This is a genomic window from Sphingomonas sp. ID1715 (assembly GCF_013044515.1).
GTDB lineage: Bacteria > Pseudomonadota > Alphaproteobacteria > Sphingomonadales > Sphingomonadaceae > Sphingomonas_B.
The window spans coordinates 26,709-50,212 of the sequence record NZ_JABEPR010000004.1 but is presented as its reverse complement, the minus strand read 5'-3'; the positions used below and the strand labels follow the sequence as shown (position 1 = coordinate 50,212).

Annotated in this window: 23 protein-coding genes; 12 read left to right on the top strand and 11 right to left on the bottom strand. The window is 65.7% G+C overall.

Annotated elements, in window-relative coordinates; translation table 11 throughout:
* Positions 1-31 precede the first annotated feature (31 nt).
* The 5 genes from HJG53_RS11875 to HJG53_RS11855 are packed head-to-tail and all read right to left on the bottom strand — an operon-like array spanning position 32 to position 7,744.
* The gene (locus HJG53_RS11875) at positions 32-793 is read right to left on the bottom strand and encodes a nucleotidyltransferase family protein (protein WP_171130852.1); all 762 of its coding nucleotides are present in this window, start codon (positions 791-793) and stop codon (positions 32-34) included.
* Positions 790-1,761: an aminoglycoside phosphotransferase family protein gene (locus HJG53_RS11870; protein ID WP_171131197.1), complete on the bottom strand. Its 972-nt coding sequence runs from the start codon at positions 1,759-1,761 to the stop codon at positions 790-792. Before HJG53_RS11870 ends, HJG53_RS11875 begins: the two co-directional genes overlap by 4 nt.
* The gene (gene tsaE / locus HJG53_RS11865) at positions 1,758-2,201 is read right to left on the bottom strand and encodes a tRNA (adenosine(37)-N6)-threonylcarbamoyltransferase complex ATPase subunit type 1 TsaE (RefSeq protein WP_171130851.1); all 444 of its coding nucleotides are present in this window, start codon (positions 2,199-2,201) and stop codon (positions 1,758-1,760) included. The genes HJG53_RS11870 and tsaE overlap by 4 nt, the downstream gene beginning before the upstream one ends.
* 1 nt (position 2,202) lies before the next feature.
* Positions 2,203-4,557: a PAS domain-containing sensor histidine kinase gene (locus HJG53_RS11860; RefSeq protein ID WP_171130849.1), complete on the bottom strand. Its 2,355-nt coding sequence runs from the start codon at positions 4,555-4,557 to the stop codon at positions 2,203-2,205.
* A 28-nt stretch (positions 4,558-4,585) separates the two neighbouring features.
* On the bottom strand, positions 4,586-7,744 hold the full coding sequence (locus HJG53_RS11855) for an amidohydrolase family protein (RefSeq protein WP_254447742.1): 3,159 nt from the start codon (positions 7,742-7,744) through the stop codon (positions 4,586-4,588).
* Between the two features lie 358 nt (positions 7,745-8,102).
* On the opposite strand from HJG53_RS11855, the gene HJG53_RS19150 reads away from it, so the two are divergent.
* Positions 8,103-9,536 (top strand): radical SAM/SPASM domain-containing protein, encoded by a 1,434-nt coding sequence (locus HJG53_RS19150; protein ID WP_171130846.1) that lies wholly within the window; start codon positions 8,103-8,105, stop codon positions 9,534-9,536.
* Between the two features lie 65 nt (positions 9,537-9,601).
* On the opposite strand, the gene ahcY is transcribed toward HJG53_RS19150, so the two are convergent.
* From ahcY to HJG53_RS11835, 3 genes are all read right to left on the bottom strand, one after another.
* Positions 9,602-11,008 (bottom strand): adenosylhomocysteinase, encoded by a 1,407-nt coding sequence (gene ahcY, locus HJG53_RS11845; protein ID WP_171130844.1) that lies wholly within the window; start codon positions 11,006-11,008, stop codon positions 9,602-9,604.
* Positions 11,009-11,127: 119 nt separating this feature from the next.
* Positions 11,128-11,631 carry a hypothetical protein gene (locus HJG53_RS11840; RefSeq protein ID WP_171130842.1) on the bottom strand — a complete coding sequence of 168 codons (504 nt, stop codon included), beginning with the start codon at positions 11,629-11,631 and terminating at the stop codon, positions 11,128-11,130.
* 85 nt (positions 11,632-11,716) lie between these two features.
* Positions 11,717-12,265, bottom strand: coding sequence for a GNAT family N-acetyltransferase (locus HJG53_RS11835; RefSeq protein ID WP_171130840.1), 549 nt, complete (start codon positions 12,263-12,265; stop codon positions 11,717-11,719).
* A gap of 84 nt (positions 12,266-12,349) precedes the next feature.
* Here HJG53_RS11835 and rpiB point away from each other — a divergent pair, with 84 nt between their 5' ends.
* The 8 genes from rpiB (at position 12,350) to rpsD (ending at position 17,267) form a co-directional block, all read left to right on the top strand.
* Positions 12,350-12,793: a ribose 5-phosphate isomerase B gene (rpiB, locus tag HJG53_RS11830; RefSeq protein WP_171130838.1), complete on the top strand. Its 444-nt coding sequence runs from the start codon at positions 12,350-12,352 to the stop codon at positions 12,791-12,793.
* A complete protein-coding gene (glyA, locus tag HJG53_RS11825) occupies positions 12,790-14,100 on the top strand; it encodes a serine hydroxymethyltransferase (RefSeq protein WP_171130836.1) in 1,311 nt (436 codons plus the stop codon). Before rpiB ends, glyA begins: the two co-directional genes overlap by 4 nt.
* A 3-nt stretch (positions 14,101-14,103) precedes the next feature.
* Positions 14,104-14,277, top strand: a complete 174-nt coding sequence (locus HJG53_RS11820; RefSeq protein ID WP_171130834.1) for a hypothetical protein — start codon at positions 14,104-14,106, stop codon at positions 14,275-14,277.
* Between the two features lies 1 nt (position 14,278).
* A complete protein-coding gene (gene nrdR, locus HJG53_RS11815) occupies positions 14,279-14,743 on the top strand; it encodes a transcriptional regulator NrdR (protein ID WP_171130832.1) in 465 nt (154 codons plus the stop codon).
* A 93-nt stretch (positions 14,744-14,836) separates the two neighbouring features.
* Positions 14,837-15,883, top strand: a complete 1,047-nt coding sequence (locus HJG53_RS11810; protein WP_171131195.1) for a TrmH family RNA methyltransferase — start codon at positions 14,837-14,839, stop codon at positions 15,881-15,883.
* A gap of 78 nt (positions 15,884-15,961) precedes the next feature.
* Positions 15,962-16,216, top strand: coding sequence for a hypothetical protein (locus HJG53_RS11805; RefSeq protein WP_171130831.1), 255 nt, complete (start codon positions 15,962-15,964; stop codon positions 16,214-16,216).
* A gap of 18 nt (positions 16,217-16,234) precedes the next feature.
* Positions 16,235-16,498, top strand: a complete 264-nt coding sequence (locus HJG53_RS11800) for a hypothetical protein (RefSeq protein ID WP_171130829.1) — start codon at positions 16,235-16,237, stop codon at positions 16,496-16,498.
* A gap of 154 nt (positions 16,499-16,652) precedes the next feature.
* The gene (gene rpsD, locus HJG53_RS11795; RefSeq protein ID WP_171130827.1) at positions 16,653-17,267 is read left to right on the top strand and encodes a 30S ribosomal protein S4; all 615 of its coding nucleotides are present in this window, start codon (positions 16,653-16,655) and stop codon (positions 17,265-17,267) included.
* A 96-nt stretch (positions 17,268-17,363) separates the two neighbouring features.
* Here rpsD and HJG53_RS11790 read toward each other — a convergent pair whose 3' ends face one another.
* Complete coding sequence (locus HJG53_RS11790) at positions 17,364-19,337, bottom strand: S9 family peptidase (RefSeq protein ID WP_171130825.1); 1,974 nt, start codon at positions 19,335-19,337, stop codon at positions 17,364-17,366.
* Positions 19,338-19,447: 110 nt separating this feature from the next.
* Between HJG53_RS11790 and HJG53_RS11785 the strand changes: the two genes are divergently transcribed.
* The 3 genes from HJG53_RS11785 (at position 19,448) to HJG53_RS11775 (ending at position 21,762) form a co-directional block, all read left to right on the top strand.
* Entirely contained in the window at positions 19,448-20,452 is a 1,005-nt protein-coding gene (locus HJG53_RS11785; protein ID WP_171131193.1) for an agmatine deiminase family protein, read from the top strand.
* On the top strand, positions 20,449-21,297 hold the full coding sequence (gene aguB / locus HJG53_RS11780; RefSeq protein WP_171130823.1) for an N-carbamoylputrescine amidase: 849 nt from the start codon (positions 20,449-20,451) through the stop codon (positions 21,295-21,297). Before HJG53_RS11785 ends, aguB begins: the two co-directional genes overlap by 4 nt.
* A 168-nt stretch (positions 21,298-21,465) precedes the next feature.
* On the top strand, positions 21,466-21,762 hold the full coding sequence (locus HJG53_RS11775) for a PspC domain-containing protein (RefSeq protein WP_171130821.1): 297 nt from the start codon (positions 21,466-21,468) through the stop codon (positions 21,760-21,762).
* A gap of 160 nt (positions 21,763-21,922) precedes the next feature.
* On the opposite strand, the gene HJG53_RS11770 is transcribed toward HJG53_RS11775, so the two are convergent.
* Complete coding sequence (locus HJG53_RS11770) at positions 21,923-22,993, bottom strand: DNA-directed RNA polymerase subunit alpha (protein ID WP_171130819.1); 1,071 nt, start codon at positions 22,991-22,993, stop codon at positions 21,923-21,925.
* 88 nt (positions 22,994-23,081) lie between these two features.
* Positions 23,082-23,471: a 30S ribosomal protein S11 gene (gene rpsK / locus HJG53_RS11765; RefSeq protein ID WP_010545745.1), complete on the bottom strand. Its 390-nt coding sequence runs from the start codon at positions 23,469-23,471 to the stop codon at positions 23,082-23,084.
* Between the last annotated feature and the right edge of the window lie 33 nt (positions 23,472-23,504).

The window sequence follows — 23,504 nt, the reverse complement described above, 5'->3', positions numbered from 1 at the left end:
TTGGTTCGGAACGGGCTTTGTCCCCAGCTTCCTATTCGTGGCGGAGCATTTCTTCGGTGCGCTTCACCGCCGGCGGCGTGCCGACATCGAACCACAGGCCGTTATGCACCAGCCCGAAGGCGCGGCCCGCCTCGATCGCCCGGTCCCACAGGATGTTCAGCGAAAAGGGTTCGGCCTTCGCCCCTTCGAACAGCCGCTTCGACACGATTTGGACGCCGGTGAAGACGAAGGGCGCGACCCGGCCGGGTCGGCGCCGGCTCAGCCGCCCCGCCCCATCCATGTGGAAGTCGCCGCGGCCATTGTGGCAGTTGGCGCGGGCCAGCGGAACCAGCAGCAGCAACGCGTCCATCTCGGCATCATTCCAGCGCGCTGCGAGCGACCGGATCGAATCTGCCGGGCCGTCAACCCAGAGGTTGTCGCTGTTCACGACGAGGAACGGATCGTCCCCGATCAACGGCAGCGCGTGAACCAGGCCGCCACCGGTTTCGAGCAGCTCGGCGCGCTCGTCCGACACCGCGATCTCAATGCCCTGCACTCGCCGCTTCAGATGGGCTTCGAGCGCGTCGGCAAGATAATGGACGTTGACTACCGCGCGCTTCACCCCCGCGGCGCGCAGCCGGTCGAGGGCATGGTCGAGCAATGGCTTGCCCGCGACTTCGACCAGCGGCTTGGGGCGCGTCGCCGTCAGCGGCCGCATTCGTTTGCCCAGCCCCGCCGCGAGCACCATTGCCGTGTTGAGCGGCGGCGCGTCCGGCTGGGGCCGGAGCGCGAGCGGCTTTTTGTAGCGGCTCATGCGAGCTGCGCGCCGCCGCGTGCGTGGGTCGGCACATGGGCGTCGAACCAGGCCCTGACCGGGGCGAGCGCCGGCTGCTGCAGATCGCGTTCCAGATAGCCCCACACCCGCGGCAGATAATCAAGGTAGCGTGGCTTGCCGTCCCGCTTCCAAAGCCGCGCGAAGATACCGACAATCTTGGCATTCCGCTGAGCGCCCAACAGCCAATAGGCATCGAGGAACCCGTCCGCCGGCTTCGCGCGTTCGAGATAACGCGCGAGCATCTCCGCTTCGATCGCCTCGGGCACGTCGCGACGCGCGTCCTGCAGCATCGACACGAGATCATAGGCGGGATGACCGGCAAGTGCGTCTTGGAAGTCGAGCAGGCCCAGGCTTTCGATCCCGTCCCGTCCTTCGATCAGCATGATATTTTCGGCGTGATAGTCTCGCAGCACCGTCACCGACTGGTCGTCCAGCAATGGCGCCAGCGCCTCACGCCAAGCGGCGCGGTAGCCATCGGCGTTCAGGTCGAGGCCGAGCGCGGGCGCATACCATTCGGTCAGCAGAGAGACCTCGCGGAGGTATTCGCGCTCGTCATAGGGCGGCAGATCGGCGGCGGGGTGGCGGTGCAGCCGAGCGAGCAGGTCGACCACATCGGCATAGATGCGCCGTTCGGCCTCCGGCGCGGCATCGATGACTTCGCGCATCCGCGCATCGCCAAAGTCTTCGAGCAGGACGAGGCCATGGGTCAGGTCTGCGGCGAGCGTTCGCGGAGCCGAAAAGCCGAGCGCGATCAGATGTTCGGCGACGGTCAGGAACGGCCGCGGGTCCTCGTGCGGCGGCGGTGCATCCATCAACACGGCGCGGCGGCCCGGCGCCAGCACGCGGAAATAGCGGCGAAAGGAGGCATCGCCGGCGAGCGGCAGGATCTCGGCATCGTCCCAGCCCGCATGCTTCAGGAAATCCGCAGCAGCGGCCGGGGGAGTCATTTCGGGGGCCATCGCGCCTCCCATGACGGCGGCACCTGCGCTGTCAAGCGCCGCCCCGCGCCTACTCCCTCTTCCAGCCGCAGCCACAGCGCGTCCCGCCAGAATGACGCGTCGAGCCGTTCCGGCCACTCGACCAGCAGCAGATGGTCCTGCCGCAGTTCATCCAGGCCGAGCTCCTCGGCCTCTTCGGGTGCGTCGAGGCGATACAGATCGATATGAGCGACCGGCAGCCGCGTCTCGGGCGGCGCATAGGATTGCACGATCGCGAAGGTCGGGCTGGGCGCCTCCCCCGCCAGACCCAGCGACGCGAGCAGACCACGCGCGAGCGTGGTCTTGCCGGCGCCGAGGCCACCTGACAGCGCGATCATGTCGCCGGGGCGGACCAGCCCCGCCAGACGAGCGCCCAACTGCAAAGTGGCGGCTTGGTCCCGCAGCAGCATGTCAGCGGCGCGGCAGCTCGACGGTGACGGCGGTGCCCTGCCCCGGCTCCGATTCCAGCGTCAGCGTGCCGCCATGCGCCTCCACCCATTGACGGGCGAGCGGCAGCCCCAGGCCCAGCGACGCGCCGCTTTCGCGCGCATCGCTGGTGCGGCTGAAGCGGTCGAACGCTCGGCCCTGCTCCTTCACGCTCATCCCGGGCCCATTGTCGGACACCACCAGTCGTGCGCTGGTCTCCGTGCCGCTGCCGTGGAGCAGCACGCGGCCGCCGGGCGGAGTGAAGCGAATGGCATTGCCGAGAAGATTGTCCAGCACCTGGCGCAGGCGCCGTGAATCGCCGGTGACGCTGCCCAGGCTCTTGTCGAGTTCGACCGCGAACTCGATCGACTTTTCGGCTGCCCCAATCGTCGCCGCTTTGGACGCCTCCCGCGCCAGCCGCTTCAGATCCACCGAGCGGTTTTCGAGCGGCAGGGCGCCCGCCTCGCTCTGCGTCAGGTCGAGCACATGATCGATCAGCGTGCTCAGCCGCGCCACCGATTCCAGAATCGCTTCAACATATTCGCCCGCGGTCGAAGTCAGCGGGCCGGCATAGCCGCCCGACAACATTTCCGCGAAGCCGCCGATCGACGTTAAAGGCGTGCGCAGCTCGTAGCTCATATTGGCGACGAAGGCGGTCTTGACCCGGTCCGCCTCTTCCAGCGCTTCGTTACGATCGCGCAGGGCGGCTTCGATGCGGCGGCTGTCGCTGATGTCGAGCATGGTGAAGAGCGCGTTGCCGTCGGGCAGCGGCACGGCCGCGAACTCGTAGTGGCGGCCGTTCCTGAGTGCGACGCGTCCGTTGCGCTGCTTCCTGTCCTGTGTCGCCACCCGCACCAACTCCCGGATGACCGCCGCGCGTGAAGGATTGGTCAACTGGCGCGAAGCCGCATCGGCCAGCGCATCGACTCGTGGATGGGTGCTGAGGAACGCATCGTCCAACTCCCACACATCGCGGAACTTCTGGTTCCAGAGCTGGAGCCGGCCGTCCGCCGCGAAGACGCCTACCGCCTCGAACAGATGCTCGAACGTCGCTGCACGCACGCGCAGAAGCGTGTCCCGGGCGCTGGCAAGCGACACCTGCTCGGTCCGGTCCTCAAAGATGGTGAGCAGGCCGCCATCGGGGAGCGGTTGGGCCACCACACGGAGGTGCGTGCCGCCGGGCAGCATCCAATTCTCTTCCTGCCCCTCGCTCGCGCTGGTGAACCAGGCGCGCCGCTCTTCGCGCCAGGCGCGGAAGTCGCGCGCCTCGGGCACCCGGTTCGCCTCCCGCATCCGGTCGAGCACGCGGGCGAATTCCGGCCCTTCGGCCAGCCATTCCGGCTTCATCGAGAAGAGCCGCATGAACGCCTGGTTGTAAAAGCTGAGCGAGCGATCCGCCTCGAACTGGGCGACGCCCGCCGAAAGCCGGTCCAGCAGGTCGCGCTGCGCCTCGGCAAAGCGCTTGAAGGCGGACCGGGCCTGTTCGAGTTCCTCGACGTCGATCGCATAGCCGGCGACACCCGCATCGCCGAGCGGCACGTCAACGATCTGCAGGCTGCGCCGCTCCCCGGCGATCGTGGCCGGCAGCACGCGCGACCTCGACTCCCCGCTCTGACGAGCGGCGGCGGCGGCGGCGATCGGATTGCGACCGGGTGCGGCCTCGACCAGTTCAAGACCGCGCTGGATCACGTCAGCGGCACTCGCTCCCTCGACGGCCTTCACATAGGCGCTGTTGACCAATGACAGCCGCAGGTCGGGACCACGATGCCACATCGGGATCGGCGACGCCTCGATCAGCCCGGACAATGCGTCGAAGGCCTGCGCCAGCCGCTCGCCTTCTTCGGCAAGGCGCGTCATTTCGGATCGGATCTCGGTCGAGTCGAACAGGTACATGACGACCGCGCCGGCCGCCGCCAATGCGGTGGGCACCGGCCCGCCGCGGATCGTCAGCGTGCGTGAGGACCCTTCCGGCCTGACCACCCGGTAAAAGGGTTCGGCGGCCGTGCGGGCGGTCTCGATGTCCTGCCGCAGCAACGCAAAGTCCGTCTCGCTCAGCCCTGCGCCTGCCGACGAAAGATCGGCCAGTTCGCGCGGGCGGTCGACGAGCCCCAGCCAGTCGGTCAACCGATCCGGAGCATCGATCCGGTCGTCGGCGCCGACGATCACCACCAGGGCCGGCGCGGAATCGAGCAGCGCCTGCAGCTGGCTGCTCCGCACCTCCGCCGTCTGGGCGCTTCGCCGCAGCCGCAGCCCGGTGATCAGCGCCCAGGCGGCGCCACCGAGCCACAGCGCGAGCAGGGCGCCGACCAGCAACGCCGCCAAGGGAGAAAGCGCTGTCACGCCGGCTCAGCCGCTCCCCAGCAACGCACTAGTCGCGCGCATGCCCGTAGCTGACGCTCGGCGCACCAGCCGAACGGCTGCCATTGGCGCCTTCCCACCAATAGGCCGCGCGCGTGCGGGTGCCGGTCGCCACTTCGTTCATCGTCAGCGGATCATAGAGGCGCCCGCCGAGCATCACGCGGCTGATCTTCTCCGTGTTGCGGATGTCCTGCGTCGGATCGGCATCGAGCACGACCAGGTCGGCGAGCTTGCCGGCCTCGAGCGAACCGACATCCCGCTCATAGCCGAGCGAGCGCGCGGGGTAGATGGTGCCGGCCTTGAGCGCCTCGATCGGCGACCAGCCGCCACGGACGAACGACCACATTTCCCAATGCGGCCCAAGGCCGGCCTGTTGACCATGCGCGCCGATCGAGACCAGCACGCCCTTGTCGGCCAGCTTGCGCGACTCCCGGGCGCTGTCGTCGTCGACATAATCCTCCTCCGGCGCGATCTGGCGGCGGGAATTGTCGGCCGCGAGCGTGCCGGGCGGAATATGCCGGGTCAGGATCGGATGCCTGAACACGTCGGTATGCGACCGCCAATAGGGGTCGCCGGCAGGCCCACCATAGGTGACGACCAGCGTTGGCGTATAGTTGGTCTTGGACTGACTCCAGAGCTGAATCAGATCGTCATAGAAGGTGAGCAACGGCACATTGTGCTCGACGGTCGAATTGCCGTCCTGGATCAGCGTCACGTCCTGTGTGAAGAGCGATCCGCCCTCGGGCACCACTTCCATGCCTTCACGTTGGGCCGCGGCCACCACCATCTGCCGCTGCTCTCGCCGTGGCTGATTATAGTTCTTCACGCTCATCGCGCCCTGCGCCTTCAGCCGGCGAACATGAGCGAGCGCATCGTCGAAGCTGTTGATCTCGGCATACATGCCCGCCGCCTTGGCGCCGTAGATGATCTCGCCGGTCGAAAAGATGCGGGGCGCGAGGATTTTGCCCGCCCGCTGCATCTCGGCAGCCGGAAAAATCTCCGACGAGCGCGAGGACGGATCGTGGATCGTGGTGGCGCCCATCGCCAGATTGACGATGTCGGACCAATTCTGTTGCGGCGTCGTTCCATCGACGCCCTGCGGCCCATGAGCATGCGCATCGACCAGTCCGGGAATGATCGTCTTGCCGGCAAGATCCACGGTCTTTGCACCCGCGGGCACCTGCACGGAAGCCCGCGGCCCGACCGCCACGATCCTATCGCCGCGGATAACGATCACACCGTCGTCGACGATGCCGCCATCGGCATTTGCCATGGTGACGATGCGTGCGCCGGTGAGCGCGACGGTGCCGGTCGGCTTGTCCGCGGCGACTTCCATCGCCAGCGATACGCCGGACTTTGGAGGCTGAAACTTGGGCGCATTCTCACCTGCCGGAGCCGAAGCGAAGAACGCATCGCTGCTGGCGGTGTAAACCGTCGGTCCGAGGCTCCAATGGAGCTTGCGGCCGCCGTCGGACCAATTCAGGAAATCCGCGCCTTCGGAGCTGACCCGCGTCACCGGCATCGGCCCGCCCTTGGGGTCGGCGGACACGTCCTGGGTGCCCGGCAACAGCGGCATGACGAAGGCCTGATAGTTTTGGCGGAACGCGACGAAGCGGCCATCCGGCGACACGTCGAACTCGTTGACGAGTTCGCCGGTCGCATGAACCCGCTTGGCGTCGCCATCGAGGTTCGTTGAAACCAGCTGGCGCTTGCCTTGTGCGGACATGGCCATGAACACGCGGTCGTTGGAGGCGCCGAACTGGGGCATCGCACCGTCCTTCGCCACGCGCACGGGCGTGCCGCCGGCGGTGGCGACGCGATAGACGCCGGGGTCCTCTGACCAGCGGTCGGAGGTCAGGTAACCGCCGGCTTCGCGTTCGAACACGATCGTCTTGCCGTCGGGCGAAAAGGCTGGGTGGGAGTAATGACCCGGCTGTGCGGTCACGTCTCGCGGCGTGCCGCCGCCCGCGCCTACCGTGCGCAGCCGCCCGAGCCCCTGATCGGTCCAGTCGACGAACACGATCGTGCGCCCGTCCCGCGACCAAGCCGGATAGCGCTCGAAATTGTCGCCCTTGCTGCTGGTCAGCCGACGCGCGGCACCGCCGGCCATCGGCTTGATCCAGAGCTTGCCGAGCGTCTCGAACACCACTTGCCGGCCATCCGGCGACACGGCCGCCCAGCGCGGGATCTTGGTCGTGAAGCGATCGGGCGCGACTTCGACCTTCGGGTGGGTGGCATCGACGACCACGCGCGTGTCGTTGACCCGGAACGGGATTTCGGAGGCGCCCGATCCATCGGCGTTCACCCGCCGGATCTTGCCCGCGGCCCAGAACACGACCGAACGCCCGTCGGGCGTCCAAGCCATGTTGGGATAGACGCCGGTGACCGCCCAGGTTTCCTGCACGTCCTGGTCCAGCGCGTCGTAGATCTTGCGCTCCTCGCCCGACGCAAGGTCCTTCACATAGAGCTTCGACTTGGCGCGTTCGCGGCGGACGAAGGCGATCTTCTTGCCGTCGGGCGAAGGTGTCGGCCGCACCGATCCGCCGGCCCCCTGCGCCGTCGTCGCCACCTCGCCGGTTTCGAGGTCATAGCGCTCGATGTGGAACAGGTCGTCATTCGAGTTCTGGGCATATTCGAAGATCGGCCCCGCCGTGACGTTGCGCGTGAAATAGACGTGCTTGCCGTCCGGCGCGAAGATCGGCTCGCCCAGCTCCTTCTGGTGCTGCTCGTTCGCCCGCTTGACGAGCGGCACGCCGCCGCCGCCCGAGACATGGTAGAGCCAGACTTCGCCGGTGCCGAGCGAACGGCCGGTGGTGAAATGCTTTTTGGCGACGATGAAACGCCCGTCCGGGCTCCAGCTCGGCTGGTTCAGAAGGCGAAAATCCTCCTTCGTCACCTGCCGCTTGTCGGATCCGTCGACATTCATGATCCAGATGTTGTCGCCGCCCGCACGGTCGGACACGAAGGCGATGCGGCGGCCATCGGGCGAGAAGCGCGGCTGGTGCTCGAAGGCAAGGCCGTCCGCGATCCGCGTCGGCGTGCCGCCCGTGATCGGCATGGTGTAGATGTCGCCCAGCAGATCGAACGCGATGGTTCGGCCGTCCGGCGACACGTCGACATTCATCCAGCTGCCCTGATCGACGTTGATCGGCACCTGCCGCAGCGTCATGCCCGGCGGCGCATTCACGTCCCATTTGTCGGCTTTGGCCGGCGTTGACGCGGGCGCGTTCGCTCTGGCGGGCGTCTGCGGATTGGTCCTCTGTTCTGGATTGAGGATCTCGTTCTCCGGCACCTGCGTGTTCTCGACCGGTTGTGGAGGCGTTGGCGCCTGCGCGACAGCCGCGGTGGTCGCCAGCAAGCCTGCCAGCAGCGCGATCTTGTTCATTGGAGCATCCTCGGAGAATCTATCGTGTGCACGCTCTAGAAGCGAACGGGCTTGCCCCACAAGCGGGGGCGATCGACGGATGGTCAACGTGCTGTTTACCTTCTTCGCCTACCCCACGCTGCATTCGACCAGGAGACGCAGAGTGCAGCAAGCCGATAGCCAGCAGTTCGCCGACAGCCAGGAGGCTCCTCCGCTCGGCGCCGGCGAAGCCGTCGACATCCTGCTGAGCGTGCTGTCGGACGGGCTCGATCATCCTGAGATCTGGGCGGTCCTCCCGCAGTTCCTCGATGGGGTGGACGGGCTGGTCGCAGAGCTGCAATCGCGGCTAGCAATCGAACGGGCCAAGCCGGTGCGCACGTCGCTACTGGTGCTGCTCGGCATTTGCGGCGCGCACCTCGGCGAGACGGAGCTGATGCTCGACCGGCTGCAGCCGCTGGCGGTCGAATACAGCCAGTCCCCGCTCGTGCAGGGCGCTATCTTCTATCTTCAGGGCCGCCTCGACCCCGACAATCCCAAGTTCCAGCTGCAGGGCCGGATCTGCGCCACGCCCTTCCAGCAGTTGGACGTGCTCGAGCGCTCGACCCACCAATGCTGCGCCAGCTGGCTGCAGACCTCCGCCGGCGACCTGTCACGCAACGAATGGCAGGACGTGTGGAACAGCCCGACGGCGCAGGCGATCCGGGCGAGCATGTTCGACGGCAGCTATCGCTATTGCAACAAGATCGCCTGCCCGCGCATCCAGGCGAGCCATTGGACGCCTGAAACCGACCTCGCCCAGGCGCCCGAATGGGCTGACGTCGTGGCGGAAGGCCGCACCGCAGTTCCGCAGGGTCCGGAAATCGTTAATCTCGCTTACGACCGGACCTGCAACCTGTCCTGCCCGAGCTGCCGGACCGAGCGCTTCGCGGCGACGGATGCGGAGCGTGCCATTTTCGATCGCATGCAGGAACGCGCGATCCTGCCGATGCTGAAGAACGCCAAGCGCGTGATGGTCACGGGCTCCGGCGATCCGTTTGCCAGCAAGAATTTCAGGCGCCTGCTCGAGCAGCTCACGCCGGAAGAATATCCTGATCTTCGCTTTCAGGTGATGACCAACGGCATGCTGTTCACGCCGGCGCAATGGGCAAACTTCCCAACGCTGCACGGCCGCACCGCGGTGCTGAAGATCAGCGTCGACGCCGCGACCGGGCAGACCCACGAGCTGCTGCGGCGCGGCGCGAAATGGCCGGTCGTCCTGGAGAACATGAAGTTCGCGGGCGAGCTTACCAAAGCCGGTCTGATCGACAAATTCGACCTGGTCTTCGTCGTTCAGGCAGAGAATTTCCGCGAGATGGGCGCCGCGGTCGATCTCGGCCACGAGGTCGGAGCCACCTGCGTCTATTTCGCCCGGATCACCAATTGGGGCACCTTCACCGATCGCCAATATGCGGACAAGGCCGTCTTCCTGCCCACGCACCCCGATCATGCCGACTTCCTGGCAGCGATGCAGGACCCGCGGCTGCGCGACCCGCTCGCCTTCCTTGGCGACCTGCTACCGTTCGTGGATGTAGATAGCGAAGTGATGGAAGCCGCCTGAGCACCGTTCGCTTCGAGCGAAGTCGAGAAGCGTATCTCGACTTCGCTCGATACGAACGGAGGATGTCAGTAGCGGTAATGGTCCGGCTTGAACGGGCCTTCGGTCGACACGCCGATATAGTCAGCCTGCTTCTTGGTCAGCTTGGTGAGCTTCACGCCCAGCTTTTCGAGGTGGAGCATCGCCACCTTCTCATCCAAGTGCTTCGGCAGCACATAGACTTCGTTCTTGTAGTTGGCGTGGTTCTTCCACAGCTCGATCTGGGCGATGGTCTGGTTTGTGAAGCTGGAGCTCATCACGAAGGAAGGGTGGCCGGTCGCGTTGCCGAGGTTCACCAGTCGCCCCTTCGACAGGACGATGATCTTCTTGCCGTCCGGGAACTCGACTTCGTCGACCTGCGGCTTGATCTCGGTCCACTTCATGTTGGCCAGCGCGCCGATCTGAATCTCGCTGTCGAAGTGGCCGATGTTGCAGACAATCGCCATGTTCTTCATGTCGCGCATGTGATCGAGCGTGATCACGTCGGCATTGCCGGTCGCTGTCACGAAGATGTCGGCGCGCTTGGTCGCCTCTTCCATCGTCACGACCTCGAAGCCTTCCATCGCCGCCTGCAGCGCGCAGATCGGGTCGACTTCGGTCACCAGCACGCGCGCGCCGCCATTGCGCAGCGACTGTGCCGAGCCCTTGCCCACATCGCCGAAGCCGGCGACGCAGGCGACCTTGCCGGCCAGCATGACGTCGGTCGCGCGGCGGATCGCATCGACGAGCGATTCCTTGCAGCCATAGAGATTGTCGAACTTCGACTTGGTGACGCTGTCGTTGACGTTGATCGCCGGGAAGGGAAGTTTGCCCTTCTTGGCGAGCTCGTAGAGGCGGTGAACGCCGGTCGTGGTCTCTTCCGACACGCCCTTGATCGCCTGGACCGTCTTGGTGAGGTAGCCCGGACGCTCGGCGAGGAAGCGTTTCAGCGTCGCGACGAAGATCTCCTCTTCCTCGTTGGTCGGCGTGAACAGATCTTCGCCCGCTTCGACCCGCGCGCCCCACAGCGCGAACATGGTGGCGTCGCCGCCATCGTCCAGGATCATGTTACAGGTCTGGTCCTGGCCCCAGTCGAAGATGCGCTCGACATACTGCCAATATTCCTCGAGCGTCTCGCCCTTGACGGCGAAGACCGGCACCCCGGTCTGCGCAATCGCGGCCGCGGCATGGTCCTGCGTCGAAAAAATGTTGCAGCTGGCCCAGCGGACCTGCGCACCGAGCGCGGTCAGCGTTTCGATCAGCACCGCGGTCTGGATCGTCATGTGCAGCGAGCCGGTGATGCGCGCGCCCTTGAGCGGCTGTTCGGCCCCATATTCCTCGCGCAGCGCCATCAGACCCGGCATCTCGGTCTCGGCGATCTCGATCTCCTTGCGGCCCCAGGGGGCGAGGCTCAGATCGGCAACGACGAAATCTTTGGTATCGGCAATGGTGGCCACGACAGCTTTCTCCGACTCAACAAAAGCGGCCGTCCGCGACGTGCGGACGGCCGGTGATGCAGGCGGCTATAGAGCCACAGCGCGCCAAATGCAAATATAAGGATATCTTTATATGCTGTTCAGCGACGGGATGCGATCGTCAGCGGCGACCCGCCGCCAAGGCAACGGCGGCCCTGCAGGTTCGGCGTCATCTGGGCGATCTCCGCGACTTCCTGCAGCGACGCCGCATTGCCCTTCGCGGCGGCCGCCATCTCGACCAGCGCGGCCGCATCCTCGCAATCCATGTCGACGGTGCCTGCGCCATAGCGGTTGGCGACCGTGGTCATGTAATTGTCGTAGGCGTTGAGCGCCCCGCGCTCGCCGAACTCCTCGGCGAAATGCCCCTTCAGCGTGGCATTGGCCTTCAACAGCGCTGGGCGGCTCGCGACCACGAAGCGGTTATAGCCCTCGACGAAATTGGCATTGGTCTTCCGGCAGCGCAGCGCCTGCACCATCAGCATGGTGTCGAGTTCGCGGACCTGCGCCGCGGCATAGGCGGCGTCCGTCCAGCAGGCGGCGGTGGCGGAGCCGGCGCAGAGTGCGGCGGCGACAGCGGCGGCAACGGCCTTGGTGACGATCCTCATGTCTGTTCCCCGGACAGAGCCGCAAGGGCGCGGCCTGGCCGCCACTCTGCCGGTGAGAGCCTGTCGGAAGCGTTCGCGAATCTGGTTAACGGCCCTCCAAGTGCCAGTCTCGGCGCCGCTCCAGCAGCAGCAACTCCCTGCCGCGATAAGGCTGCCGGTCGAATACCTGGTAACCGAGCGCATCCGCGGTACGGAGGGACGGCGCATTGTCGGGATCGATCATGCACACTGTTCGCAACCAGTCATGCTGCGATTCACCCCAGGCCAGGGCAGCCTTCACCGCCTCGCGCGCATAGCCCTTGCCATGGCCGGCCGGGAGCAGCACCCAGCCTGCCTCCGGTGCGGTATCGAAGCGGTCGCCGAGTCCGCGCCGGCCCTCGAACAGGCCGACATCGCCGACGAAATGGCCACTTTCGCGCTCCTCGACCGCCCACAGGCCATAGCCGTTCACCACCCAATGCCCGACATAACGCAGCAGGCGGTTCCAGCTGTCCTCGGCCGCCACGGGTTGGCCCCCGAAGTGCCGCACCACCACCGGATCCTGCCACATGGCGAGCAACTGGTCGGCATCGTCGCGGCGGTGGGGCCGCAGCCGCAGACGGTCGGTGCGAAGTTCGGGTGCGGCGGTGATCATGACATGCCTTTTGCCGCTGTTCGCGTCCGTGGCAATTTCCGTGCGCGCCGACTAAAGAGCGGCCGTCCGATTCCCGGAGCTTCCATGACGCGCATCGCCATCGCCTCGGATCATGCCGCCTACGATCTGAAGATCGCGCTGGCCGCGTGGCTGCGCGAGGGCGGTCACGACGTGAGCGATCTCGGCACGCACAGCGGGGCCTCGGTCGACTATCCCGATTATGGCGCTCGTCTGGCGCGTGCGATCGAGCGGGGAGAGGCCGATCGCGGCATTGCTCTCTGCGGATCGGGGGTCGGCATCTCCATCGCAGTCAATCGCAGCCGCGCCTGTCGCTGCGCGCTCGTTTCCGAGCCGCTCTCGGCGCGCCTCTCCCGCGAACACAATGACGCGAACGTGATTGCGCTGGGCGCCCGCCTGATCGGACCGGAGATGGCGCGCGCCTGTATCGAGACCTTCCTTTCCACCGAGTTCCTCGGCGGCCGCCATCAGGCCCGGGTCGAGAAGCTCTCCGTCACGGAGCCCGCATGAGCACCAACCCAATCGTCGCAAGTGAGCCGATGCATCGTTTCTGGCGCGATAGTATCGCCGACGCCGATCCGGAGGTCGCCGAGGCGATCGCCAATGAGTTGAAGCGGCAGCAGGACAAGATCGAGCTGATCGCGAGCGAGAATATCGCCAGCCGCGCCGTGCTGGAGGCCGCGGGCAGCGTCTTCACTAACAAATATGCCGAGGGCTATCCGGGCAAGCGTTATTATGGCGGCTGCGAATACGCCGATGTGGTCGAGAGCTTGGCCATCGAGCGCGCGAAGAAGCTGTTCGGCTGCGCATTTGCCAACGTCCAGCCTAATTCCGGCAGCCAGATGAACCAGGCCGTGTTCCTGGCGCTGCTGGAGCCGGGCGACAAGTTCATGGGGCTTGATCTCAACTCGGGCGGGCACCTGACCCACGGCTCGCCAGTCAATATGAGCGGCAAATGGTTCAAACCCATTCCCTATGGTGTGCGGGCGGACGATCACCGGATCGACATGGATCAGGTGGCCGCCTTGGCCCGCGAGCACCGGCCCAAGCTCATCATCTGTGGCGGCACCGCCTATTCGCGCGTCTGGGATTTCGCAGCATTCCGAATGATCGCTGATGAGGTTGGCGCGACGCTGCTGGCCGACATCTCGCATTTCTCTGGCCTGGTCGCGGGCGGCGTCCACCCAAGCCCTTTCCCGCATTGCCACGTCGTGACCACCACCACGCACAAGTCGCTCCGCGGGCCGCGATCGGGCGTCATCCTGACCAATGACGAGGATCTAGCGAAGAAGCTGAACAGCGCGATCTTCCCCGGCCTGCAGGGAGGGCCGCTGATGCACATCATCGCCGCCAAGGCGGTCGCGTTCCGCGAAGCGCTGCGCCCCGAGTTCAAGCTCTACGCGCACCGGGTGGTCGAAAATGCCCGCGCTTTGGCGGCAAGCCTGATGGACGCAGGTCTGGGCGTCGTCTCGGGCGGCACCGACAACCACCTGATGCTGGTCGATCTGACGGCAAAGGGTGTCACCGGCAAGGCGGCCGAAAAGGGATTGGATCGCGCCTGGCTCACCTGCAACAAGAACGGTGTTCCGTTCGACACGCGCTCGCCATTCGTCACCTCGGGAATCCGGCTGGGCACTCCGGCAGGCACCACGCGCGGTTTCGGCCCGCAGGAGTTTCGCGAAATCGGGCAGCTGATCGCCAGGGTCGTGGAGGGTCTTTCCCGCAATGGAGACGAAGGCGACGGACAGGCCGAGCAGCACGTCCGCGACGAGGTCGCCGCGTTGACCACACGCTTTCCCATTTATCCGGAGCTCTGAGCCATGGACCTGAAGAAGCGGCCGGACGGCAGCATGTCGCCCGACACGAAGGAAATCGCGACATGGGCCGCCGTCGGCGCGGTCGTCGGCATTCCCCTGCCCTTCGTCACCTTCATCGGCGGCGCGGTGATCGGCGGCGCCATCGCCGCCTACCGCATTCACAAGCGAAAGGGCTGAATTGCGCTGCCCCTATTGCGGACACGAAGACAGCCAGGTCAAGGATAGCCGCCCCACCGACGATGGCGCGGCGATCCGCCGCCGCCGCCAGTGCGAAGGGTGCGCCGCCCGTTTCACGACCTTCGAGCGGATCCAGCTACGCGAACTGACCGTCGTCAAGAGCGAGGACCGGCGCGAGCCGTTCGACCGCGACAAACTCGCCCGCTCGATCGCCATCGCCTGCCGCAAGCGCCCGATCGAACCCGTGCGGGTCGAGCGACTGATCAGCGGCATCCAGCGGCAGCTTGAAACCAGCGGCGAAAGCGAAGTCACCTCCAAGCAGATCGGCGAGCTGGTGATGGACGGCCTGCGCGGCCTCGACAGCGTCGCCTATATCCGCTTCGCCAGCGTCTATAAGGAGTTCGCGGAGGCGCGTGACTTCCACGAGTTTGCGGGGACGCTGGCGGGAGGCGGAGACGCGACCTAGGGCGGGGCGCCTTCCCTGGACCAACCGCTCATCCTGAGGAGGGACTGAGCCCGGCGAAGGCCCGTCTCGAAGGACGAACTGTTGAGAATGGGAATGGATTTCTACGCCTATCTGCTGCGCTGCTCGAACGGCAAATATTATGTCGGCCACACCGACAATCTCGACTTCCGGATCGCTCAGCATCAGAGCGGCGCCCTGGGCGGATGGACGAGCAAATACAGGCCGGTAGAACTTGTGTGGTCGGAGCAGTTTCCCGAGCGGGATCAAGCCTTCGCCGCCGAACGCCAACTGAAGGGCTGGTCGCGGGCGAAGAAGGAAGCGCTCATTCGTGGGGACTGGGAGGCCGTGCGAGCGCTTTCCAGCCGATCCCTGCTTCGAGACGCCGCTTCGCCAAGCTCAGCGGCTCCTCAGGATGAGCGAATAGAAGCAGGCGGCACCGCGCCCCCCATCATCATCCTCATCCGCCCCCAGCTCGGCGAGAATATCGGCAAGGCGGCGCGGGCGATGCTGAACTTCGGGCTGACCGAGCTGCGGCTCGTCGCCCCGCGGGACGGCTGGCCCAATCCGTCGGCCGGGCCGGCAGCGTCAGGGGCGGATGTCGTGCTGGAGCAAGCCCGGGTGTACGCCACCGCGGCGGAAGCGGTCGCCGATTGCGCACATGTCTATGCGACCACCGTGCGCAAGCGCGGGGTGACAAAGCCGGTGCTGACGCCCGAGGCGGCGGCCCGCGACATCCACGCCGCGCCTGGCCGGAGCGCGATCCTGTTCGGCGCCGAGCGATCGGGTCTCGAGACGGAGGATGTCGCCCTCGCCCGCTCGATCGTCACCGTGCCGATCAACCCCGAGTTCGGGTCGCTGAACCTTGCGCAGGCGGTGATCCTGCTCGCCTATGAATGGTCGAAGCAGGCCGATCTGGTGCAGCCGACCGCCGCGGAAGCGCTGCCGCCGGCCCCGCAGGCAGAACTTGACGGCCTGATCGATCATCTCGACCGGTTGCTGGAGCCCACCGGATATTTCCTGCCACCGGAGCGCGCCGGCGCCACCCGCCGAACGCTCCGTGGCGTGCTGACCAAGCCTGGTTGGAACAGCCTCGAAATCCGCACATTGCGCGGCGTGCTGTCGGCGCTGTCCCGCCGCTGAGCACGCGTTCCGCGTCCGTTGCGAATGCGGAGATTTTTGATAAACTTCAGACGACACAGCTTTTCACAGGGGTCTTCGATGCGTCACTTTTTGCTGCTGCCGTTGATCGCGGTGAGTGCCTCCGCCTTGGCTCAGCCCTCTACGCCGCCGGCGGCCCAGCCAGCCGCGAACAAGGATAAATTGATCTGCAAGCGGGAAACGCCCGTCGGCTCCCTCATTGCCAGCCGCAAGCGCTGCATGACCAAGGAAGAGTGGACGCGGATGGAGCAGGAGCAGAACGAGATCGCGCGCAAGTTCGTGTACGACAATACGAGCCGTTCCTCCGGGAACTGAGCGCCAGGGGGACGAGACATGCGCAGCCTTATCGGCCTGTTGATCCTTGCTGCGGCCCCCGCTCTTGCGGCAGACCAGCCCGCGACTGCGCCTGAGGCCGCAAAGGAAAAGCTGATCTGCAAGCGCGAAGTGCCGATCGGGTCGCTGATCGCGACCCGAAAAATCTGCCTCACTCAAACCCAGTGGCGGAAGCGCACCGACGACGGCAACGCGACCGCGCGCCAGCTGGTCGAGGACGGCGCCGGCGCCTGCGGCAAGGATGGCGGCGTCTGCCCGTTCTGACCCGCTGAAGCTTGACCTCCCCCGCGCCTTCGTCTAGGCGCGCGCCTTCGCAATCGGCCCCGCACCCCGGTGAAGCGGCGGCCCTGCCCTTCCTCTTTCGAGAAGCAAGCAGGCGAGACCGGGACTAACGTTGAAAGCGATTGAAAGGTAAGACATGTCGAAGCGCCATAGCGCCAAGCACAAACTCGACCGCCGCATGGGCGAGAACATCTGGGGTCGCCCCAAATCCCCGGTCAACAAGCGCGAATATGGTCCCGGCCAGCATGGCCAGCGCCGCAAGGGCAAGATGTCGGACTTCGGCCTGCAGCTGCGTGCCAAGCAGAAGCTGAAGGGCTATTACGGCGACGTCACCGAGAAGCAGTTCAAGAAGGCCTATGAAGAGGCCTCGCGGATGAAGGGCGACACGTCGCAGAACCTGATCGGCCTGCTCGAGCAGCGGCTGGACATGATCGTCTACCGCGCCAAGTTCGCGCCGACGATCTGGGCGGCGCGCCAGCTGGTCAGCCACGGCCATGTCCGCGTCAACGGCGTGAAGTGCAACATCGCCTCGCGCCGCTGCTATGTCGGCGACGAGATCTCGCTGTCGAACAAGGCGCAGGAAATGGCGCTGGTGCTCGAGGCGCAGAGCCTCGCCGAGCGCGACATCCCCGAATATGTGGCGATGGACGGCACTGCCAAGGCGACCTTCACCCGCGTCCCCACGCTCGACGAAGTGCCCTATCCGGTGAAGATGGAGCCGAACCTGGTCGTCGAGTTCTACTCGCGCTGATACCAGCATCTGCATAGCTGGCCGGAGCCGCTCGTCGGCTCCGCCAGCCTTGCCTCAAACGAGGTTCGACGGCGCGGAATCACCCCGCGCCGTTCGTCATTTCAGCCCCATGCTCGCCCGCAGGAAGGCGTCGCTTTTGCCGAGCATGTCGGCGCGGGCTTCGCTCGTGTTGAGGGAGTGCGTCAGGCCTGGATAGGTGATCAGGGTGACGGGCTTGCCGGCGCTCTTCAGGCGATCCGCCATGATCTGGGACTCCAGCGCCTTCACGTTGAAGTCGACCTCGCCGTGAAAGAGCATGACGGGCGCCTTGATCGCTGCCACATTCTGCGCCGGAGAGCCTTCCTTCAGATGCGGGCCGGTGCCGACCCAATCGCGCATCACCTTCTGGCTCGTCGTGTCGATGAACTGTTTCCGAAACTCGTCGAGGTCGGTGACGGGCGCAATTGCGACGATCGCCTTGTAGAGGTCGGGCGCGACCACGCCCGACTGCAGCGCGGCATAGCCGCCATAGGACCAGCCCAGGATCGCCAGTTTGGACGGATCGGCGATCCCCTGCGACACCAGCCAGCGGCCACTGTCGACGACGTCGCCGATCGCGATCTTCCACGACTTGAAGCCGTTCTCCTTGAACCAGCTATCGCCATAGCCGGCGGAGCCGCGAAAGTTCGGCTGCAGCACCGCGAAACCCTTGTGGGCGTAATATTGCGCCAGCCAGTCGAAGCCCCATTCGTCACGCGATTGCGGACCGCCGTGGGGCATCACGATCGCGGGCAGCCCCTTGCCCGAGGAACCGGGCGGCAGCGTCAGATAGGCCGGGACCAAGGTGCCGTCCGCCGCCTTAACCTCGATACTCTTCACCGTCGCCAGCTTATACCCGTCCAGCTCCGGCCTGCTCAGCAGCAGCGGACGCATCTGCTTGGTCGCCCGATCGAGCAGATAATAGCGGCCCGGATCATTGTCCGATCCAGCCCAGATCAGCAGCCTCTGCTCGTCGTCGCTCGCCCCCTCGAAGCTGATGATTGGCGAGCCCGGGAGTGCCTTGGCGAGCGAGGTGGCGAGCTTCTCTAGCGTGGGGTCGAAATATTCGGCGTGACGGCGATCCGTGGCATAGCTGACGCCGATGATCCGCTGCTTCCGACCGAGCCGGAGAGGCCCGTCAACATCGACCTCTGGGTGCGTGAACACCGTTGTTGCAACATCGCTACCGTCGAGCTTGCGCTTGACGAGCGTGAAGCGGCCATTCTGCTTTTCGAGCCCGTAAACCACGTCCTCCGACGGATCCACCGCGTAGGGGTTGAATCCCGTGTAGGTCAGGTTGTTGTAGCTCGACAGGTCCTTCCAGTCCGTACTCCCCTTCGGTCGATACATGTACCGGACGACGCCCGTGGCGCTGAAATCCCCGGTATATTGGCTGATGCCGGCGATCCGCACTTCGCCCGAACCATCGCTGATGAACTCGCTGGCGTTCAGGATCGGGCGGACGACCGACCTGCCCTGGCCGCTCCGGGTGTCGATCCGCTCGACGGCGAAGCCCTCGCCGCGCTTCTTGATGTTGGTGCCGGTGGTCACCTCGGGCACGATCCACTTGCTCATCAGGAACGCGCCGTCCTGACCTGGCAGCCAATCGACGATGCCGCCGCCATAACGGTTGAAGTAGAGCGCATTGTCCGTGTTGCGCTCGCTCAGCATTTTGAAGTTGGTGCCGCCGGCATCGATCGCGACGAGACGGGAGGCGTTCAGCAGGAATCCCGACGACTCCCGTGGCGCCACGATCGTGCAGAGCAGCCGATCATTCGCCACCCAGCCGCAGCTCGAGATCAGTTCCGGGTCGCCGCTGGCCACCATCGATCGCTTCGGCGCCGCGCTGCCGTCGACCGGGACGGTGAAGAGCGCATTGCCTTTGCCTGCGGTCGGGGCGAGGAAAGCCATGGTCTTGCCGTCGGGTGAGAGACTCGCGCTCACCACCGACTCGCGCGCGCCGAACGCCTTTTCCGGCGGCACCGCCTGGGCTGCGGCAATAGAGGACAGGCTCGCAGTGGCAGCGAGCCCGAAAACGGTGTGCAGCTTCATTCTTTCCCCCCGGGCATTCGATTTCTATAGCAGCGCCTTCTTCGCGGGTTTGCAAGGCCGGCACGTCATTTCGGAGCAAAAACAATGCTAAACGGCGAATCGCGCGGATGATGAACGTCCCTCGCCAACCCGCCGAATGGGTTCCGCACGAAAGCGTGTGGATCGGCTTTCCCAGCGACGGGTCGCTCTGGGAGGACGATCTGGCCCCCGCCCAAGCGGAAGTCGCGGCGTTCGCCAATGCGGTCCATGCCGAAGGTTCGGGAGAAAAGGTGGTGCTGGTCGCCTCCGATGCCACGGCCGCCGCGGAGGCCACGCGCCTCTCTGCCTCGGGCATCGACATCCTCATCGCCAGGTTCGGCGACATCTGGCTGCGCGATACCGGCCCGATCATCGTGTCGGATGGTGCGCAACGCGAGGCCCGCTCGTTCATCTTCAACGGCTGGGGCGGCAAGTACCGGCTGGAAGGCGATGACGATCTCGCCGCCCGGCTGGCGCAGGGTGCTGGCTTAGACAGCCGCAGCTGCCATTATGTGCTGGAAGGCGGCGCGATCGACGTCGACGGCACGGGCCTCGCCGTCACCACCGAGCAATGCCTGCTCAACCCGAACCGCAATCCCGACCTGGGCAGAGCTGAGATCGAGGCGCGTCTGCGCGGCGATCTGGGGCTGGACCGCGTCCTCTGGCTCGGTGACGGCCTGCTCAACGACCATACCGATGGCCATGTCGACAATCTCGCGCGCTTCGTGGGTCCGGGTCGGATCGCCATCCCTGAACCGGCGCGCGACGACGACCCCAACGCCGCCGTCTATCGCGACGCGCAGGCGCGAGCGCGGGCTTTCGGGCTGGATGTCGTCACCTTGCCCTCTCCCGGACGCGTCGAGCGCGGCGGAGAGATCATCCCTGCTTCCTACATGAACCTCTACATCGGCAATGCGACCGTCGTGGTGCCGCTCTATGGCGCGGCCAACGACACGGCAGCAGTCGCCGCCATTCAGGCGCTCTTCCCCACGCGCAGGGTTGTCGGCCACCGCGCCGATCATATCTTGACCGGCGGCGGCAGCTTCCACTGCATCAGCCAGCAAGTGCCCGCGCTCCAGCCACCGGAATCCAGATGACCGAGATCACCGTCGCCGCCCTGCAACTCGCCCTGCCCGGCCCCGAGACCGAGAACATCGCGCATGTGTCGGAGCTGGTGCGCGAGGCGGCCGCCAAGGGTGCCAAGGTCATCCTGCCGCCCGAGTTGTTCGAAGGTCCCTATTTCTGCCGGGTCGAGGATGAAGGGCTCTTCTCCAACGCGCGGCCGACGGAGGAGCATCCGTCCGTGCTCGCCATGCGGAAGCTCGCGGCGGAACTGGGCGTCTATATCCCTACCAGCTTTTTCGAATGCGAAGGCCCGCATCACTATAACAGCCTCGCGATGATCGACGACACGGGCGGGATCATGGGCCTCTACCGCAAGAGCCACATCCCCGATGGGCCGGGCTATGAGGAGAAATTCTACTTTCGGCCCGGCAATACCGGATTCAAGACCTGGAAGACGCCGGGGGCGACCTTGGGCGTCGGCGTATGCTGGGACCAATGGTATCCGGAAGCCGCCCGCGCGATGATGCTGATGGGTGCGGAGATCCTCTTCTATCCCACGGCCATCGGCTCCGAGCCACATGACCCCGATCTCGACACCAGCCGGCTGTGGCGCCGTGCGATGATCGGCCATGCGGTGTCGAACGTCGTGCCGGTGGTGGCGGCCAACCGGATCGGCACCGAGGACGGCCAGCGTTTCTATGGTCACAGCTTCATCTGCGACGAACGCGGCGACATGCTTGCCGAGTTCGGCGCAGGCGAGACAGGCGTCCTGACCGCCACGCTCGATCTGGAGCGGGTGAAGCGGCATCGCGCCGCCTTCGGCTTCTTCCGCGATCGGCGGCCGGAGCTCTATACGCGCTTGGTCGAGGACCGCTGAGCCAGATCACGGCGCTTTTCGCCACTTGTTGGTAATGATTGCGCACCTATCTAGGGCGCGTTTCGTCTAAGCCCCTCGCATTTCCGTCGATCTCCGACTTGGCACGCCGCGTGCAAAGCCGTTGGAGAGCGCGGCCGGGCCGCGACGCAGACCGACAGGAGTGAAGACATGCAGACCGCCAACCTTCTCAGCCGCGACGATACCTTCTTCGGCGTGTGCGAGGCATTGGGCACCGATCTGGGCTTCAGCCCCAACATCCTCCGCATCGTTTTCGGCGTGGCAGTGATGTGGAACCCGATGCTGGTGATCGGTACCTATGCGGCCCTCGGCGTGCTGGTCTTTGCAAGCCGCTACTTCTTCCCGGTCGCGCGCAGGCAGCACCCCACTATCCAAGCCCCGAAGGCTGCTCCGAAGGTGGAAGCGGTGAACGACTCAGTCGAGCGGGAGCTCGAACTCGCCGCCTGAGGAACTCGCTCAGCGAAAACAAAAAGGCCGCCCGATCGGGCGGCCTTTTCTTTGTGTCTGCCGGAGGAACGCGGGATTGAACCCCGCGTCGTCGGTCGGCCTTGCCGCCGGCGGGGCGAGCCACGTCTCGGCACTAAGCTTGCTTAGTGCCGTGCGCGGCTCAACCCATAATGTCCTGCTCCAGCTTCTTCGCCATTTCCTCGATATTCTCGGGCGGCCAGCCGGGGATTTCCATGCCCAGGCGAAGGCCCATCGAGGACAGCACTTCCTTGATCTCGTTGAGACTCTTGCGGCCGAAGTTCGGCGTGCGGAGCATCTCCGCCTCGGTCTTCTGCACGAGATCGCCGATATAGATGATGTTGTCGTTCTTGAGGCAGTTGGCGCTACGCACCGACAGCTCCAGCTCGTCCACCTTCTTGAGCAGGTAGCGGTTGAGCTGGTTGGAGTCGGTTTCGGCCTCGACCGGCGACAGCGCGCCGCCATGCACCGCGCCGCCGACCGGAGCCGAGACCGCCATGCCGTCGTCGAAATGGACGAACAGCTGCAGCTGATCCTGCAGGATGCGCGCCGCATAGGCGAGCGCATCGTCCGGCGAGACGGTGCCGTCGGTTTCGACGGTGATCGTCAGCTTGTCGTAATCGAGCTCCTGCCCAACGCGGGTGTTTTCCACCTTGTAGGCGACCTGGCGCACCGGCGAGTAAAGCGCATCGACCGGGATCAGGCCGATCGGCGCGTCGGCCGGACGGTTGTTGGCGGCGGGCACATAGCCCTTACCGGCCTCGGCGGTCAGCTCCATGTTGAGCGTCGCGCCTTCGTCTAGGTGGCAGATGACCAGATCGGGGTTCATCACCTCGATATCGCCGGACACGTTGATCATGCCCGCGGTCACTTCCGCCGGGCCGGTCGCCGACAGCTGCAGCCGCTTCGCGCCCTCGCCCTGCATACGCAGCGCGATCTGCTTCACGTTCAGCACGATGTCGGTCACGTCCTCGCGAACACCTGCGAGCGACGAGAATTCGTGAAGGACGTTCTCGATCTTGATCGAGGTCACCGCCGCGCCCTGCAGCGACGACAGCAGCACGCGACGCAGCGCGTTGCCGAGCGTCAGGCCGAAGCCACGCTCCAGCGGTTCGGCGACGAAGGTGCCCTTGCGGCGGCTATCGCCGCCAGCCTTGCGCTCGAGAGCGGTCGGCTTCTTGAGTTCCTGCCAGTTCTTTGCGTTGACAGCCACTGTGTTCCCCTCGGGGTAGGGCGGGAGTGTGCACGCTCCCGCCGAGAAAAGCTGCGCGGCCGGGCGAGTTCCGTCCGCGCGAAAAAGATCAGACGCGGCGGCGCTTGGACGGACGCACGCCATTGTGCGGGATCGGGGTCACGTCGCGAATCGACGTGATCTGGAAGCCGACCGCCTGCAGCGCACGGAGCGCCGATTCGCGGCCCGAACCCGGACCCTTCACCTCGACTTCGAGCGTGCGGACGCCGTGCTCGGCGGCCTTGCGGCCCGCGTCCTCGGCGGCGACCTGGGCGGCATAGGGCGTCGACTTGCGGCTGCCCTTGAAGCCCATCATGCCGGCCGAAGACCAGCTGATCGCATTGCCCTGCGCGTCGGTGATGGTGATCATGGTGTTGTTGAAGCTGGCGTTCACATGGGCGACGCCGGCGGTGATGTTCTTGCGTTCGCGACGGCGAATACGCTGCGGTTCACGTGCCATTTTCTGTCTGACCTTTGTCCTGAGAAGCTTTTA

Coding starts and splice junctions, on each gene's coding strand:
- HJG53_RS11835 (WP_171130840.1), bottom strand. CDS start 12,265: ATGATCACCGCCGCACCCGAACTTCGCACCGACCGTCTGCGGCTGCGG.
- HJG53_RS11790 (WP_171130825.1), bottom strand. CDS start 19,337: ATGAAGCTGCACACCGTTTTCGGGCTCGCTGCCACTGCGAGCCTGTCC.
- HJG53_RS11810 (WP_171131195.1), top strand. CDS start 14,837: ATGGATTTCTACGCCTATCTGCTGCGCTGCTCGAACGGCAAATATTAT.
- rpiB (WP_171130838.1), top strand. CDS start 12,350: ATGACGCGCATCGCCATCGCCTCGGATCATGCCGCCTACGATCTGAAG.
- HJG53_RS11775 (WP_171130821.1), top strand. CDS start 21,466: ATGCAGACCGCCAACCTTCTCAGCCGCGACGATACCTTCTTCGGCGTG.
- HJG53_RS11820 (WP_171130834.1), top strand. CDS start 14,104: ATGGACCTGAAGAAGCGGCCGGACGGCAGCATGTCGCCCGACACGAAG.
- HJG53_RS11805 (WP_171130831.1), top strand. CDS start 15,962: ATGCGTCACTTTTTGCTGCTGCCGTTGATCGCGGTGAGTGCCTCCGCC.
- HJG53_RS11840 (WP_171130842.1), bottom strand. CDS start 11,631: ATGAGGATCGTCACCAAGGCCGTTGCCGCCGCTGTCGCCGCCGCACTC.
- HJG53_RS11800 (WP_171130829.1), top strand. CDS start 16,235: ATGCGCAGCCTTATCGGCCTGTTGATCCTTGCTGCGGCCCCCGCTCTT.
- rpsD (WP_171130827.1), top strand. CDS start 16,653: ATGTCGAAGCGCCATAGCGCCAAGCACAAACTCGACCGCCGCATGGGC.
- rpsK (WP_010545745.1), bottom strand. CDS start 23,471: ATGGCACGTGAACCGCAGCGTATTCGCCGTCGCGAACGCAAGAACATC.
- HJG53_RS11785 (WP_171131193.1), top strand. CDS start 19,448: ATGAACGTCCCTCGCCAACCCGCCGAATGGGTTCCGCACGAAAGCGTG.
- HJG53_RS11855 (WP_254447742.1), bottom strand. CDS start 7,744: ATGACGCTGCGGCAGGTGCCGATCAACGTCGATCAGGGCAGCTGGATG.
- HJG53_RS11870 (WP_171131197.1), bottom strand. CDS start 1,761: ATGACTCCCCCGGCCGCTGCTGCGGATTTCCTGAAGCATGCGGGCTGG.
- glyA (WP_171130836.1), top strand. CDS start 12,790: ATGAGCACCAACCCAATCGTCGCAAGTGAGCCGATGCATCGTTTCTGG.
- HJG53_RS11875 (WP_171130852.1), bottom strand. CDS start 793: ATGAGCCGCTACAAAAAGCCGCTCGCGCTCCGGCCCCAGCCGGACGCG.
- aguB (WP_171130823.1), top strand. CDS start 20,449: ATGACCGAGATCACCGTCGCCGCCCTGCAACTCGCCCTGCCCGGCCCC.
- tsaE (WP_171130851.1), bottom strand. CDS start 2,201: ATGCTGCTGCGGGACCAAGCCGCCACTTTGCAGTTGGGCGCTCGTCTG.